We start from the raw sequence: 16,197 nt of genomic DNA on the forward strand, positions 1-16,197 counted from the left end.
TTCAGTGGCATTTTTTCTATAGGAATTACGTCACAACATGTTATAATAAAGTTACAATTCGATTTAGGTGGTGTCGCTTTGAAACATCCAAAAACATATTATCAACAAACGATCCAGCAAAATGATCAAACGATTATTGTTGAAGGACCGTTATCATCGACTTTTTTAGCTGATTATTATTTCGATGATCACTTAACGGCTTTTCGCCCACCTCACAAGCAATTTGAAGCCGTTAAATCGATTGCGGACTTTGAAGAAGGCCGTGTCATTATTGCAAGAGACGAAGACAAAATTGTTGGCTATGCAACGTTTCTTCACCCTGATCCATTAGAACGTTGGTCCGCTATTAAGATGGATGATTTACTCGAACTAGGAGCTATCGAAGTATCTCATGATTACCGTGGGTTAGGTATCGGCTCAACTATCTTAGAAGTTTCAATGCTAGACTCACAAATGGAGAACTACATTGTCATTACAACTGAATATTATTGGCATTGGGATATGGATTCGACTAGACTAAATATTTGGCAGTACCGAAAGATCATGGAACGCATGATGGGACATGGAGGCTTATCACCTATGTCGACAGACGACCCAGAAATTATGTCTCACCCAGCCAACTGTTTACTCGTAAGAATTGGCGCCAATGTTCCAAACGAATCGATTGAAACATTTGATTCGTTACGATTTATGGGGAATCAAGATCCCTGGATCTAATAGAGAGGTGATACGATGTTAGTAGAAGAAATGATGTCAAAACCGATTGTCACACTAAGCCCAAACGATTTAATTGAAGAAGCGCTAGTATTATTAAACGAACATAAAATCCGTCACATCCCTGTCATCGATGATGATCAACAAGTTGTTGGTATTTTATCAGATCGTGACATAAGAGACGCAACGCCATCTATTTTAGAAAATGACCAAAACAAAGATATATTAAAACATGATGTTTCATCTATTATGACGTCCCCTGTTATCACCGTCCATCCCTTAGATTTTATTGAAGATATCGCATCCATATTTTATGATCATGAAATTGCATGTGTCCCTGTAACAAAAGGAAATCAAATCGTTGGTATCGTAACTGAAAAGGATTTATTATATCGACTCATACAATTGACAGGCATACATGAACAAAGTTCACAAATTGAAGTTAAAGTCCCTAATAAAGTCGGTGTATTACCGGACGTCACCAAAATTGTTAGCGATCGTAACACGAACATTTCATCAGTGTATGTGTATCCTTACCAAGATAGTTATACTGAGAAAATTATTGTGTTACGTATTCAAACGATGAATCCTATGCCACTCATTGATCAATTAAAACAACATGGCTATGAAGTGATTTGGCCTAATATACCGGGGCTATCAAAATGACAGCAAAACGCACTGGCTTCATTTACTCAGATACATTTCAAAACTATAATTTTGGTGACGGTCACCCATTTGACCAACAACGCGTTAAACTTACCTACGACTTATTACAAGAAATGCAAGCGATACAACCAGAACAAATCATTACACCCCGTATTGCAAATGATCATGAAATCGCTTTAGTCCATGATCCGAAATATATCGATGCTGTAAAACGTGCCAGTCAAGGTCAACTTAAAGAAGAAGAAACATTTGAGTATGGCATAGGAACTGAAGATACGCCTATTTTTGCTGACATGCACCATGCAGCAAGTCAATTGGTAGGTGGCACGCTAACAGCAGTCGATTACGTCTTGAACGATCAATATGACACGGTCGTTAATCTTGGGGGCGGGTTGCATCACGGTTTTAGAAGAAAAGCTTCAGGATTTTGCATCTATAATGATGCAGCAATAGCCATTCAATACATCCGTGAACATTATGACTATAAAGTGTTGTATGTCGACACAGATGCACACCATGGTGATGGAGTCCAATGGATGTTTTATGACGATCCTAACGTGTGTACATTATCGATTCATGAAACAGGTCGTTATTTATTTCCTGGTACAGGTAATATAAACGAACGCGGACATAATGATGGGTATGGAACGTCTTTCAATGTTCCAATCGACGCCTTTACTGAGGATGAATCTTTTTTAGACGTGTATCATCAAACATTAACCCACGTCGCAAATTACTTCCAACCAGACATTATTGTGACGCAAAATGGGGCTGATGCCCATGTGCTTGACCCATTATCACATCTTGCTTGTACGATGAAAATCTATGAGGAAATCCCAAAACTAGCACAATCCATTGCGAACACGCATTGCAACGGAAAATGGATTGCGTTAGGTGGTGGCGGCTATGATATATGGCGGGTTGTACCTCGTGCTTGGTCACAATTATGGAGTGTGGCCAATACAGGACAAGCTTTCTCAGGAGCATTACCTAAAGAGTGGATCGACCGCTGGCGACAAGACAGTCCAGTCACGTTGCCTGAAACGTGGCATGATCCAGACGGATTATACAAACCCATTCCACGTAAAGATGAAATAACTGAAAAAAATGAAATACTTGTTCAAAAGTTACTTCAGACCGTAACAAATAATTCAAATTATATGATGTAATGAAAAAAGCCTGATAAATGACAGACAAGTCATTCATCAGGCTTTCAATCGTTAAGATGAGCTTTGATCTAATTCGAGTATAATGATTTCAACACGACGGTTTCGTTGAAGATTTTCTTCTGAATCATTGTCTGATACTGGTCTATATTCAGCATATCCTGTTGCTTCAAAACGCGTTGGGTCTAGATCCTGACTATTAATAAAATATCGAATCACACTACTGGCACGAGCTGTGGAAAGCTCCCAGTTAGACGGATAACGATACGTATTAATTGGTCGATCATCCGTGTGTCCCTCTACTTCAACATTGTTCGGCATGTTGCTTAGTAACAACGCCAACTGGTCGAGAAACGGCTGAAAATCTTCAATCAATTCAGCTTGTCCCGTTTCGAATAAGACACGTTCCTGTAACACTAAGACAACACCTTGGTCTGTTTGATTGGCTGTAATCATATCGTTCAATTCGTTTTCATCTAAGTATGCTTGAATTTCTTCATATAATTCTTGTAAATTCTCCTGGTCTTCTTCAGCTGTTATCGCTTGTTCCGTTTGATTTTCTGTTGCAGATTCGTCCTCAGAGTCATTCTCCCCATCTGTCTCGCTTTTCTCTTCAAAATCAGTCGGGTTGTCTGCTTCTACTTGAGAAGGGAGAAAATCAAAAATGACATTTTGTCGATAAGATTCCGCAACAGCGTTAAACTTGGTCGCATCAATTTGAGACATTGAGAACAATAAGATAAAGAATACCAATATGAGTGTCATCATATCTGAATATGTAACCATCCAAAGCGGGGCGCTACTTTTCGGTTGCTTTTTCTTTTTCGGCTTCATATTACAACTCCTCTTCTTGGTCTTCCTCCTCATTCTTATCATTCAGATCTTCAGCTGGTAAAAATGCACTCAATTTCTCTTCTAAAATTTTCGGATTCTGACCTGATTGTACGCCGATAACTCCCTCTACAACAACTTGTTTCATGAAAATTTCTTCTTCCGTACGTGAAACAAGTTTACCTGCAATCGGTATAAAGACAAGATTTGCAAGGACCATACCATAAAAGGTTGTTAACAAGGCTACAGCCATACTCGGTCCAAGTGTTCCTGGATTATCTAATTTATTTAACATAAGGATTAAACCAATTAATGTACCAATCATTCCCCAAGCCGGCGCATATTCACCAGCTTTTTCAACGATTGAACGTCCTTTTCCATGTCGTTCTTCAGTTGCAGCAATTTCAGCATTCATAATATCGTTAATAACTTCTGGTTCGATACCGTCAATTGCTAAATAAATGCCTTTTTTAATAAATTCATCATCTAATTCTTCAACTTCGCTCTCTAATGCTAGTAACCCTTCACGTCGCGCCTTTTCCGACAATGATATGAATAACTGTATAAGATCTCTTAAATTATAATCATCATCACGAAACGATTCGCGAAACACTCTAATACTTAGCTTCATTTCGTCTAGGTTAAAGTTAATAAATAATGCACCTAATAAACCACCAATCACGACGATCATGGAACTTACTTGGATAAATGATGTGACCCCGCCGAACCCATCATTAAAATAAATACCAAGCAAAATCATCGTAGCACCGAGTCCAATTCCGACCGGTGTCAGTATATCGCTTTTTTTCATATTCCTCTCACCCTATTTCTATAGACCTATCTACGTATTTTATCGACAACATTATGCATTTGTTGAGTCTCTTTCAACAATTCGATGAGGTAAGACGACTTGTTCTTGCTCAATTTCCTCTCCACGTAGCAATTTCGTTAATAATCGCATCGATACAGCACCAATGTCATACATAGGCTGTAAAACACTCGTTAATGTTGGTCTAACCATGTTGGCTAAGCGTGTATTGTCGAAACCAATTACGCTCAACTCATTTGGGACACTCACACCATGATCTTGAGCCCCGTGGATAACACCTAACGCCATTTCATCAGATGACGTGATAATCGCTTTAGGAGGGTGTTGTTGTTTTAAGAAATAATTCGCTGCATCTAGGCCTGATTGATAACTATCATCGCCTGGATAAATATAGTCTTCATTGAATGCTAAGCCACTCGCTTTGATAGCATCAACATAGCCTTGTCGTTTCATGTCGTTGATTTTTGCATTTAACGGTGATGTGACAAATCCTACCGCTTCTTGATCCATCTGTTCACTTAAATAAGTCACAGCATCTTTCATCGCTTCGTAATAATCGATATTCACTGATGGTAGTTGCTCGGTGTCATCAACTGTAGCAGCTAAAATGACGGGCACATTGGCCTGGTTAAACGCTTCAATATGGTCACTCGTTACAGATGACCCCATAAAAATGACACCATCAACTTGTTTTTCTAACATATTATCGAGGAGGTCGAGTTCTTTCGTCTTTTGTTGGTCGGAACTGCTTAAAATAATATGATATTTGTACATTGAGGCGATATCTTCTATCCCTCGTGCTAACTCAGCAAAAAATAAATTTGAAATGTCTGGAATAATGACACCGACTGATGTTGTTTTTCGGCTGGCTAATCCCCTTGCAACCGCATTTGGTCTAAACCCTAATTCGTCAATAGCTGTCAATACTTTTTGACGTGTGGCTGGTTTTACATTTGTGTTCCCGTTAATGACACGTGATACTGTCGCCATGGAAACGTTGGCTTCTTTAGCTACATCATAAATAGTTACACCCATTGTCAACGACTCCTTACTAAACTATTCTCTTCTGTCTTATGACTAAACAACTATATAAAGTTAAGAAATTAAATCTTTATAAAAATGCCATCAATAATAATTTTAAGCATAAGACAAAAAACACTTTATCGCAACAACATACGAAAGATTTTGCAATTTAGTCATGTGCCAAAACATTTGGTTGTTTCAGCTGTTGTATAAACGATTCAAAGGTCGGGATATCCATCTGTTGTTGAGAATCTGATAGGGCTACTGCTGGATCTGGGTGAACTTCTGCCATCACGCCGTCAGCTCCAATGGCTAATGATGCTTTGGCTGCAGGAAGTAATAAATCTCGTCTTCCTGTAGAATGAGTGACATCGACCATGACTGGTAAGTGGGTTTCTCGCTTCAACACGGGTACGGCCGTGATATCTAACGTATTGCGCGTTGCTGTCTCGTAAGTACGAATACCACGTTCACATAAAATAATATTGGCATTTCCTTGTGAGACAATATATTCTGCTGCATTTAAAAACTCATTAATGGTCGCTGCCATCCCCCGTTTTAAAATAATCGGGACATCGACCTTTCCGGCTTCTTTTAATAAGTCGAAATTTTGCATATTTCGAGCCCCGATTTGGATCATGTCCAAATAATGCTCTCCCAATGCAATATCTTGTGGGTGAGTAATCTCACTGACGACCTTTAATCCGTGTTTATCACCAACATCGCGCAAGATTTTCAAGCCTTCTTCACCTAATCCTTGAAAATCATACGGTGAGGTACGTGGCTTAAAAGCGCCACCCCTTAATAAGTTAACCCCTTGATTTTTAACAGATTGAGCAACTTGATCGACTTGTTCATATGATTCCACGGAACACGGGCCCATCACAAACTGGGTTTCACTATTACCAACATGTACATCGCCGATGGAAACAATCGTGTCATTCGGCTTTTTCTCTCGCGACACGAGTAATGTTTTATGGTAATCTTCTTCTTGTAATTCTTTTGCAGCCTTAAATATTTGTTTAAATATGTGCTCGATTGTAGCGTATTCAAAAGGCCCTTCATGTTGATCAATGATATGATTTAACATGTCACGCTCGCGTTCTGGATCATACGCTTTCATTCCTTGCGCCTTTTTAATATCACCAAGTTCCTTAACTAGGCGACCTCTTTCATTAATTAATTCTAATAATTTTATATTAACGTCATCGAGTTCATCACGTAAATTATCTAGTTGATTATTCATTTGACCCATCCTCCAGCATTAGTTTATATCATCCCGTTTTTATGGTACATTATCCTTAATAATGATTGATATAATATTCTCCAATATATAGTCACATTATATCGAACCATGGCTTTCTTGTCATTATTAGTCGATTGTCATTTCGAGAAAATTCAAAAACGTATTTGAACATAAAAATGAGGTGACTGAAATGAGTCAATTGTTCGCATTAGACATTGGAACGCGTAGCGTCGTCGGCGTTATTTTAGAAAAAGATGGCGACATTTATAACGTCATTGATATGATTTCAAAAGAACATAAAGAACGATCGATGGTTGATGGTCAAATACATAATGTGATGGCCGTATCTGAAGTGATTCAAGACGTTAAACAGGAATTGGAACAAAAACACGGTCCATTAACGCACGTTTGTGTGGCTGCAGCTGGTCGTGCGCTAAAAACACAGCAAAGTCAAGTCACGGTTAACATCGGTGAACAGCCATTAATGTCAACTGAAGATGTCTTTCACCTCGAGCTGTCAGCTGTCCAACAAGCTCAATACCAATTAGCGGAACAACATGCTAAAGAAGCGACAAGCACACAATATTATTGTGTCGGTTACTCTGTGACTCATTACTATTTGGATGACCAAGATATTGGTTCGTTAATTGACCAACAAGGTGATGAAGCAACGGTTGATATTATCGCAACCTTTTTACCGAAAGTTGTCGTCGAATCCTTATTAGCAGCACTGCAACGAGCTAACTTAGAAATGGAAGCCTTAACATTGGAACCCATTGCAGCGATTCAAGTGTTAATTCCACAATCGATGCGCAAATTAAATGTCGCTTTAGTTGATATAGGGGCTGGCACGAGTGATATTGCCATAACAAAAGACGGCACCGTCGTCGCATACGGAATGGTACCGAAAGCTGGCGACGAGATTACTGAAGCGATCAGCCAGGCGTATTTACTCGATTTTCATCAAGCTGAACAAGCTAAACGTCAGTTGATCGAACAAGACGTTATGGAAGTTGAAGACATATTAGGTTTTACAACAGAAGTCACCGTTAAAGATGTTGTCCATCAACTACATGACACCATTAACGGTTTATCTCAAGCGATTTGTAATCAAATTATGGCGTTAAACCAAGAAACACCTCAAGCGGTTATGCTAGTTGGAGGTGGTAGTTTAACACCACACTTATCTAGTTATATAGCTAATCAACTGCAACTACCGACTAACCGTGTAGCTGTTCGAGATATCGACGCGATTAAGAACTTAACAGGGCACGAACACTTACCGCATAGCCCAGAATTTGTGACCCCAATTGGTATTGCGATTGCGGCTAAACAAAGCCCTGTCCATTACATTAGTGTCACCGTCAACAATCGTTTGGTTCGCTTATTCGACGTTAAACAGTTAACCATTGGTGACTGTCTGTTAGCGGCTGGTGTGGAGGTCAAAAAACTATACGGCAAGCCTGGAATGGGGCTGTTTGTAACATTTAACGGTAAGCCAGTCACACTGCCAGGCACTTACGGCAAAGCTCCGTCCATTTATATTAATGGACAATTAGCGTCACTAAAAGATTCTATTAAACATGGTGATGTGATCGATGTCATCCCTGGAGAAAATGGTGAGACACCAGATTATACGATTGAAGCTTTAACAGGCCCAATTGACAATAAAACGGTACAACTAAATGGTCACGACATCAATTTACCAGCAAAATTAAAGCAAAATGATCGTCTTGCTCGACTAACAGACCGTCTTAGCGATGGTGATGACATACAATGGCATTCAGCTCAGACCATTCAAGATGTATTATTAAAAGAAGAGACTATTGACTTGAACGATGCAACAAAACCATTCGAAGTACAGGTCAACGGACAAACCATACAAGTCGCACCACAACAATTAAAAATTAAGCAAAATGATCGTCTTGCCCATTTAGATGATCACGTACATGATCATGATTCTATATCGTATGAATACATGCAATCTTTCACTTTGAAAGCATTAATAGACCAACTTGAAATTCAGAAACATGCAACCGTGACAGTCTTTTATCACAATCGTCCCATTGAATTAGGTACTGAATCAAACTATATGACACGTAACGGACAGCCGATTCATGAAAACGAGCTAGTCTATCCAGATGATATCATTCATATAGAACAATCAAGTCAGCAATCATTCATATTCCAAGATTTGTTTCGACTGATTGATCTCGATTTATCAGATATGAAAGGTAAACAGTTTAAACTTTACCGTAACGGGAATGATGTTGGATTCTCTGAACCGATTCAAGATGGTGATCAATTAAGCATTGAGTGGTTCAATGTTTTTGATCAAGAATCATCATAATGTATCTTTATTGATTGATATACCCGATTGCAATTGACGATAGCCCTTTTGCAATCGGGTTTAGTTTGCTAAAATAGATATTAATCACGTAATAATGACGGAGGTTCATCATGCCAACTCCAAGTATGGAAGATTATATTGAACAAATTTATTTACTCATTGATCAAAAAGGATACGCACGCGCTTCTGATATAGCGGAACGACTCTCTGTCCACCCGTCATCAGTAACCAAAATGGTCAAAAAACTTGATGAAAAGGATTATCTTCATTACGAAAAATATCGTGGGTTAGTACTGACTGATAAGGGGAACAAAATTGGCAAGCGACTCGTTTATCGCCATGAATTACTTGAACAATTTCTCGAATTAATTGGGGTTGAAGAAAGCAATGTTTACGAAGAAGTCGAGGGGATTGAGCACCATTTAAGTTGGGATAGCATTTTCAGAATAGGTGACCTTGTTGAATATTTTCAAGAAGACCCCGATCGCTTAAAACAATTAGAAGCCATTCAATCTCGGAATAACAATAAAGAATAAACGAAGAGCCTGAGAAAGAAAAATAGTGGATAATGTCACCCATCGATGACATTACCCACTATTTTTAGTATGTTTTTTATGAAGTCACGACGTTATTAAGCTGCTCTTCTGTTATATCAAAATGTGATGCATGATATTGAACATCACCCTGTTTCAAGTAAAGGACTTGAGGTGATTCGTGTTTAATGCCGACTTGGTTTGAAACTTCATTCGACAGATCACGGTTTTCTTGAATATGAATCACATAAGTCGGTACATCATGCTTATTTGCAAATGCTTCAACATGTCCTTTTGCCTGAGCACTGATTGGACATGTTAAACTATGTTTTAACAAAATAGCTTCGTCCTCACTCAACAACTGATTTAACTCTTCTTCAGCTGATAGTTGTTTTACTGTCATATGATCACTCCTTATTATAAACGCTATAATTAAACATAAAAAAAGCTGTTAGTCATGTCAACTAACAGCTTTTGAGATAACACATTCAATTAATATTGTTGAGAACGCTCGTACAACTCATTCGCTTCCTGACGTTCAAGTTCTTCAGTCGCTTCTTCAATGGCATCAGCAATATCTTGAGCTACGTCTTCACCGTTCCCATTTTGTGCTTGTTGTCTTAAATCAGCTACTTTATCTTGAAGTTGACCTTTTGTTTCTTTAACACGTTGAGACAATTCATTACTTTTTTCGTAAGCAACGTCTTTCCACTCATCAGCACGTTCTCTTACTTGTTGAGCACCTGTATTGATGTCTTCACGGAACTCTTTACCTGTTTTCGGTGCGAATAATAGAGCAACTGACGCTCCTACAATTCCACCTAATAATGTACCAATCATAAAGTCCTTGCTATTAATGTTTTCTTCTGTGTTTTGTTTTTGTTCTGTCATACGTTATCCTCCTCTTAGTGTGTTACTGTTTTTCTTTATATTTTTTCCACAAATGAATCGCTGCTTCTCCCCACTTAATCGTCTGAGATGTTTGAGCTGCATGTTCATTTGCTTGATCCTCTAATTCATCAGATAATTTCTGTAATGACTCATTGAATTGATTTACAGTATATCCTATTCCTTTAATTCCATCAAATAGAATATTAACTTTTTCTGTTTTTCCAGAAATATCTTCAGCTAAATGATTCGTTTTATTTAATAATAATTCCGTCTCTTTCGTCACACCTTGAAGTTGTCCTTCTAAACCTTCGACTGTTGTCGCAACGTTATCCAATGTTCTCGTCACAGATTTCAACGTTTTTGACACGTAAACAACTAAAACAATAAATCCAATAGCAAATGCCACAGCTGCAATTAAAGCTGCAATATGTAACAGGTTCAATTAGTCCATCTCCTTTCTAAATGTATTATACTCAATCTATACCCGAACAACGAAATTGTCAAACATCTAAATGCTTTATTTTTTTATTCGAATATATTAAACTGAGACCATCTTACATCGAAATAGGAGGCTTCATCATGCGTGATCCAAGAATCAATAAACTAGCCGATTTACTCGTTAACTATTCTGTTAAATTACAAACGGACGAAAAATTATTAATTGAAAATACGGGGTTGCAACAAGAACTCGTGTCAGCTGTCGTTGAAAAAGCCTATGAAGCTGGCGGCCATCCATTTGTTGAATTGAAAGATCAAAAAGTGATGCGATCGCTCTTAAAAGGAGCTAACGAAACCCAGCTTAAAGCATGGGAGCATTATGAATCAACCGTGATGAATGATATGGACGCTTACATTGCCATTCGTTCTGGTGATAACATTAATGAATTGGCTGATGTACCAAGTGATAAAAACCAGTTGTATGGTCAAACGGTCATGAATGTTCATCGCCACATTCGCGTACCGAAAACAAAGTGGTGTGTGTTACGTTATCCAAACGAATCAATGGCACAATTAGCTGAAATGAGTACGGAAGCTTTTGAAGATTTTTATTTCAATGTGTGTACACTTGATTATGCTAAGATGAACCGCGCAATGGATGCACTCGTTAAGAAAATGGAAGAGACAGATCAAGTGCATATCAAAGGACCTGGCACTGACTTAACTTTCTCTATCAAAGATATTCCTGTGATTAAATGTGCTGGCGAGAAAAACATCCCTGATGGTGAAGTCTACACCGCCCCTGTGCGTGATTCAGTCAATGGTCAATTAACGTACAATACACCATCACCTTACCAAGGGTTCACATACGAAAATGTGTCCTTAACATTTGAAAATGGACAAATTATTGATGCTCAAGCAAATGATAGCGAACGAATCAAGCAAGTGTTTGATACGGACGAAGGTGCGCGTTATATCGGGGAGTTTGCGATTGGTATTAACCCTTATATCCAGCACCCGATGAAAGATATCTTGTTTGATGAAAAGATAGACGGTAGTTTCCACTTCACGCCTGGTCAAGCATATGATGACGCCTATAACGGCAATGATTCATCCATTCATTGGGATATGGTGAATATTCAGCGTGCAGATTACGGCGGTGGTGAGATGTACTTCGACGGCGTTCTTGTTCGTAAAGATGGCCGTTTCGTCGTTCCTGAACTTGAAGCACTTAATGCAGATCAATTGAAAGCATAAAAATAGCCACTCGGTCACATAGATCGAGTGGCTATTTTAAATTAAGCTAACGCTTTAAACGCTTCTTCATATTTTTGTATGTCGCCGGCACCCATAAATAAAATAACACTATTATCGTGTTCTAATAGTAAATCCGTTTCATCCTCTTTCATAAATGAGGCACCGCCTACTTTTGTTTTTAAATCGTCAATCGTTAATTGACCATTTGCTTCACGTGCAGAACCAAAAATATCACATAAATAGACATGGTCTGCCTTCGATAAACTATCCGCAAATTCATCTAAAAACTCTGCTGTTCGTGAATACGTATGAGGTTGAAATACCGCAACAACATCTTTATTTGGATATTTTTTGCGTGCTGAATCGATCGTTGCATCAATCTCAATCGGGTGATGAGCATAATCATCAATTAACACTTGCCCATCTTTCCACTTTGTTTCCGTAAAACGACGCTTCACACCCGTAAATGAATAAATCGATTTGATTTTATCTGATGAGAAGTTTTCATAATCACATAACGCAATCACACTTAATGCATTTAACACGCTATGATTGCCGTATGTTGGGATATCAAATGTGTCATAATACATACCGCGTACATAGACTTCAAATGTCGTTCCCTTATCTGTCTCTACAATGTTAGCAGCTTGGAAATCGTTTTCTGGTTGCAACCCATAATAAACAATCGGCACTTGAGCATGAATTGCTTGTAAATTCTCATCATCACCGCATGCAATAATGCCTCGTTTGACATTCATGGCCATATGTTGAAACGCATCGAATACATCATTAAGATCAGTAAAATAATCTGGATGATCAAAATCGATATTCGTCATGATCGCATAATCAGGCTCGTAGGCTAAAAAGTGGCGACGATATTCGCACGCTTCAAATACAAAATATTCACTATCTTCACGTCCTATACCTGTTCCATCACCAATCAAATATGACGTCGGGACATGTTCACTAAGAGTATGAGCGAGTAAACCTGTCGTTGAAGTTTTACCGTGTGCACCTGTCACAGCGATACTCGTGTATTGTTGGACGTATTGACCTAAAAATTCATGGTAACGGTAAAAAGGAACATTCATTGCTTTAGCTTGCTGAATTTCATCATGGTCATCACCAAATGCATTACCTGCAATCACAATATGGTCGTTTTGAATATTTTGAGCATCAAATGGTAAGATCGTTATATTTTTTTCGCGTAAGATTTCTTCTGTGAAAAATGTTTTATCAATATCTGAACCTTGCACAACTTCACCTGAATCATGCAATATCTGTGCTAAAGCACTCATCCCGGTTCCTTTGATACCTATAAAATGGTAAGTCGACATGAATCGAACCCCCGTATACTTCATTCTGTAATACTATATGACGTCAGTCAAAAATTGCTTTTTTTATTATAGCAGAATGACATCATACGTCTACCATAATCCGCTAATCCAACAAAAATGCTTCTTTTCGATTAGTATGGACATTATAACACTGATTAAACCTTATCAAATGTATAGATAATTGGCTAGTTAAAGCTTATATCCTTTTAGACACTTAAACTATTATCCTTTTAACCGAAAAGAAAAGCGGTTGATTTATGACAATCAACCGTCTTGGTAATCCACTTTTTGAAGACGAGGGTTAGGCATATATTTGCGACCTTGTTTGGCTTCGTGTCGGTCGTTTAATAACACGTTATCACCGGTGAAACCGATCTTCATCTTTAACAAACTACTTCCAACGCCATACATATCTACAGGGACATGTTTAGACTCAAAGAAACGTATTTTTTCTTCAGTAAAACCACCACTAGCAACAATTTTTACATGGTCAAACCCTTCATCATCCAACGCCTTTCGTAAAGCGAAGATCAGCTCTGGATTAACCCCACGCGGGTCAAAGGAACCCATCAAATGTTGGTTACGGAAAAAATACTTATCCACCATATTTTTTGACGTATCGAGGCGGACACCTTTTAATTCATCTCCAAATTCGCGTGCGACTTTTAACGAATCAGTGATGACGTCGTTATTATAATCGACAAGAGCGAGTAATTCATCATCTGGAAAAGTGTATTGATACGCCTTAGTTGCCTTCACGATATCTCCATTATACATTTGAATGAGGGCGTGTGGCATCGTGCCCATACCTTCTTTACCCCACCATTCGTTCATAGCATGCGTTGCTTGAGCCGTTGAACCTCCGATGTAAGCGGCATAACCATCACCTGACTGTTGCGTATAATGATCATCACGATCTCCCATGAAGATAATCGGTTTTTGAATTCCCGCAGATCCTGCTGCATTAACAACTTCATAAACATTTGTTGCAACGGATGAACGTCGACCGAGAACACCATCGATAATGCCCTCTAAATAACCAAAGTCTTGATAGCGCCCCGTCACTGTTAACACAGATTCATACGGGTTAATCTTATCACCATCTTCTAATGCATATATGTCTAGAGATTCGGGATAATCAGCAAACGTATGTAATAACGCAATCGCTTCATCAACGCCACATAAAACAGCATTGTTTTTTTGGAAAAATTGCATCGTCACGATATTATCGCTTAAGTGCTCTTCGACAATCTTTTTCGTTTTCAAAAAATAAACAGCTGAAAACCAACCATCTTTTATCCGTTCATCAAATTTAAACGTTCTATTGGTTAAACGTTTGATTTTACCCTGTCGTTTCAGTTCAAATTCTTTCATCGCTGACCCCTCATCCACTTCATATTTAATGACCGAACTTATCCGGAACGATACATACTTAACGCGAACGGCTCACCAACTGTTTCTTGATCGTCTAAAACTAAAATCCCTTTTTCTTGGGGTGCATTTGGAAGATTTAATTCTCTTGCAGCACAGATCATGCCTGTTGATGACACGCCTCTAAGTTCTGAATCTTTAATCTCCAAACCACTTGGCATGATGGCACCAACTTTTGCCACGACGACTTTTTGTCCTTCTGCAACGTTAGGTGCACCACATACAATTTGCAACTGCTCATCACCAACATTAACATGGCAAACACTTAACTTACTCGAATCTTCGTGTGAATCAAGCTGATCGATTTGACCAACGACAAATTTCGGCGAGACATCAACATGTAACGATTCATTCAAATCATTTTGTTTAAAAATCGAGTCTACTTGTTTAACAAACTCTTCATCGATATTGAGTAATTCATAATGATTAACATCTAAATATGCCGACGCATTAAAAATGTTATATGCGACCGCTTCATTTGTGTCAGCCTTGGCAATACGTGTCACATCTCCATATTGTTCGACTGTTGTTTTCTCATCTGTTTGATGGAGTGTTAAAAGCAATACATCTCCTATACCTTCACGGTTATAAACAACTTGCATGATCTCTACTCCTTATCATTTTCTGGTTTTTTTTGAGCTAAAATGAAGATTGGCTCTAACGCATTATTTTCATATAAGAACGGTAACGACGTAATAGGAATACGTCCTTCGGCAAAAAATTGCATCATCATTTGTGCTAGGACATCGTAACCGACTTTGTTATGAATATCAGCAATAATTAATACATCTTGATGTGGTACACCTATCGCTAATTCACCTTCAGTGGTTGCACGCATTTCTTCGATTAAAGCTTCATTTAAAATGCGGCTTGCATCATACCCATCATTTGTTGATAAAAAGTAAAACGTGTTGCCTGCAACCTCATCTGACTTCATATCTGTCGGTAAACGACGGATATTAAACATCGCCACTTCATGAATTCGTTGCTTCGTCCAGTTTTCTTTTTCCATCATTTGTTGATCGATTAAACGATAAGACTGTCCTAAATCAATCGCATAATAAATCCGTGTTTCAGCTGTATGATCGGTGTAGATGAGTGGAACACCCTCGTTAGATTCCGTTGCGAACGAGCCCGCGCGAATCACTGGGAAAATCTGATTTTCTTTACCTTCTAGTGTTTGCTCTTCATTCATAATGTGAAGTGCTTCACTAATGTGGGAAACAAGCTCATCGACCGCTTGATCGCCTCGATTTTCCCACTTAGAGATGACACCTGGAAGTGAAATGGTGACACCTTGTCCACTATGCTTCCACTCTATACGAAATGTATCTTCATCTTTATTAAATGTTGTTTTCCATTCATTATGTTCGAACCGTTGTTCTAACATTTTTTTCATTTTAATACTTGTCATTTTCATTGTTCTTCACCCCGTCATAAAACGCATTAAATTTTATTTTATCATGACATGAATGGTTAGAAAAG

Annotated in this window: 17 protein-coding genes; 6 read left to right on the plus strand and 11 right to left on the minus strand. The window is 38.4% G+C overall.

Going from position 1 to position 16,197, the window contains the following annotated elements:
- Positions 1–78 precede the first annotated feature (78 nt).
- Genes ABID56_RS03750 through ABID56_RS03760 form a run of 3 tightly spaced genes read left to right on the plus strand, consistent with a single transcriptional unit; the run spans position 79 to position 2,549 of the window.
- The gene (locus tag ABID56_RS03750) at positions 79–717 is read left to right on the plus strand and encodes a GNAT family N-acetyltransferase (RefSeq protein WP_354219277.1); all 639 of its coding nucleotides are present in this window, start codon (positions 79–81) and stop codon (positions 715–717) included.
- A 15-nt stretch (positions 718–732) separates the two neighbouring features.
- Positions 733–1,380, plus strand: coding sequence for an acetoin utilization AcuB family protein (locus tag ABID56_RS03755; protein WP_354219278.1), 648 nt, complete (start codon positions 733–735; stop codon positions 1,378–1,380).
- Entirely contained in the window at positions 1,377–2,549 is a 1,173-nt protein-coding gene (locus ABID56_RS03760; protein WP_354219279.1) for an acetoin utilization protein AcuC, read from the plus strand. Before ABID56_RS03755 ends, ABID56_RS03760 begins: the two co-directional genes overlap by 4 nt.
- A 51-nt stretch (positions 2,550–2,600) precedes the next feature.
- On the opposite strand, the gene motS is transcribed toward ABID56_RS03760, so the two are convergent.
- The 4 genes from motS to ABID56_RS03780 form a co-directional block, all read right to left on the minus strand.
- Positions 2,601–3,380 carry a flagellar motor protein MotS gene (motS, locus tag ABID56_RS03765; protein ID WP_354219280.1) on the minus strand — a complete coding sequence of 260 codons (780 nt, stop codon included), beginning with the start codon at positions 3,378–3,380 and terminating at the stop codon, positions 2,601–2,603.
- Between the two features lies 1 nt (position 3,381).
- Positions 3,382–4,188: a flagellar motor protein MotP gene (gene motP / locus ABID56_RS03770; RefSeq protein ID WP_354219281.1), complete on the minus strand. Its 807-nt coding sequence runs from the start codon at positions 4,186–4,188 to the stop codon at positions 3,382–3,384.
- Positions 4,189–4,239: 51 nt separating this feature from the next.
- A complete protein-coding gene (ccpA, locus tag ABID56_RS03775) occupies positions 4,240–5,241 on the minus strand; it encodes a catabolite control protein A (protein ID WP_354219282.1) in 1,002 nt (333 codons plus the stop codon).
- Positions 5,242–5,398: 157 nt separating this feature from the next.
- The gene (locus ABID56_RS03780; RefSeq protein ID WP_377946500.1) at positions 5,399–6,475 is read right to left on the minus strand and encodes a bifunctional 3-deoxy-7-phosphoheptulonate synthase/chorismate mutase; all 1,077 of its coding nucleotides are present in this window, start codon (positions 6,473–6,475) and stop codon (positions 5,399–5,401) included.
- A 190-nt stretch (positions 6,476–6,665) separates the two neighbouring features.
- Between ABID56_RS03780 and ABID56_RS03785 the strand changes: the two genes are divergently transcribed.
- Both ABID56_RS03785 and mntR read left to right on the plus strand, forming a co-directional pair.
- Positions 6,666–8,825, plus strand: coding sequence for a cell division protein FtsA (locus ABID56_RS03785; protein WP_354219284.1), 2,160 nt, complete (start codon positions 6,666–6,668; stop codon positions 8,823–8,825).
- A 110-nt stretch (positions 8,826–8,935) separates the two neighbouring features.
- Positions 8,936–9,361, plus strand: a complete 426-nt coding sequence (gene mntR, locus ABID56_RS03790) for a transcriptional regulator MntR (protein WP_354219285.1) — start codon at positions 8,936–8,938, stop codon at positions 9,359–9,361.
- Positions 9,362–9,437: 76 nt separating this feature from the next.
- Here the strand turns inward: mntR and ytxJ are convergent, their stop codons facing one another.
- The 3 genes from ytxJ to ABID56_RS03805 all read right to left on the minus strand — a co-directional run bounded on the left by ytxJ (position 9,438) and on the right by ABID56_RS03805 (position 10,691).
- Positions 9,438–9,761 (minus strand): bacillithiol system redox-active protein YtxJ, encoded by a 324-nt coding sequence (gene ytxJ, locus ABID56_RS03795; RefSeq protein ID WP_354219286.1) that lies wholly within the window; start codon positions 9,759–9,761, stop codon positions 9,438–9,440.
- An 89-nt stretch (positions 9,762–9,850) separates the two neighbouring features.
- Positions 9,851–10,249: a YtxH domain-containing protein gene (locus ABID56_RS03800; RefSeq protein ID WP_354219287.1), complete on the minus strand. Its 399-nt coding sequence runs from the start codon at positions 10,247–10,249 to the stop codon at positions 9,851–9,853.
- 22 nt (positions 10,250–10,271) lie between these two features.
- Positions 10,272–10,691, minus strand: a complete 420-nt coding sequence (locus ABID56_RS03805) for a DUF948 domain-containing protein (RefSeq protein WP_354219288.1) — start codon at positions 10,689–10,691, stop codon at positions 10,272–10,274.
- Between the two features lie 137 nt (positions 10,692–10,828).
- On the opposite strand from ABID56_RS03805, the gene ABID56_RS03810 reads away from it, so the two are divergent.
- Positions 10,829–11,944 (plus strand): aminopeptidase, encoded by a 1,116-nt coding sequence (locus ABID56_RS03810; RefSeq protein WP_354219289.1) that lies wholly within the window; start codon positions 10,829–10,831, stop codon positions 11,942–11,944.
- 41 nt (positions 11,945–11,985) lie between these two features.
- On the opposite strand, the gene murC is transcribed toward ABID56_RS03810, so the two are convergent.
- The 4 genes from murC to ABID56_RS03830 form a co-directional block, all read right to left on the minus strand.
- Positions 11,986–13,281: a UDP-N-acetylmuramate--L-alanine ligase gene (gene murC / locus ABID56_RS03815; RefSeq protein WP_354219290.1), complete on the minus strand. Its 1,296-nt coding sequence runs from the start codon at positions 13,279–13,281 to the stop codon at positions 11,986–11,988.
- A 264-nt stretch (positions 13,282–13,545) separates the two neighbouring features.
- Complete coding sequence (locus ABID56_RS03820; RefSeq protein WP_354219291.1) at positions 13,546–14,655, minus strand: nicotinate phosphoribosyltransferase; 1,110 nt, start codon at positions 14,653–14,655, stop codon at positions 13,546–13,548.
- Between the two features lie 38 nt (positions 14,656–14,693).
- Positions 14,694–15,314: a YtpR family tRNA-binding protein gene (gene ytpR, locus ABID56_RS03825; RefSeq protein WP_354219292.1), complete on the minus strand. Its 621-nt coding sequence runs from the start codon at positions 15,312–15,314 to the stop codon at positions 14,694–14,696.
- Positions 15,315–15,319: 5 nt separating this feature from the next.
- Complete coding sequence (locus ABID56_RS03830) at positions 15,320–16,132, minus strand: DUF1444 domain-containing protein (protein ID WP_354219293.1); 813 nt, start codon at positions 16,130–16,132, stop codon at positions 15,320–15,322.
- Positions 16,133–16,197: the final 65 nt, after the last annotated feature.

The sequence above is a fragment of the Alkalibacillus flavidus genome (assembly GCF_040545925.1).
Taxonomy (GTDB): domain Bacteria; phylum Bacillota; class Bacilli; order Bacillales; family Alkalibacillaceae; genus Alkalibacillus; species Alkalibacillus flavidus.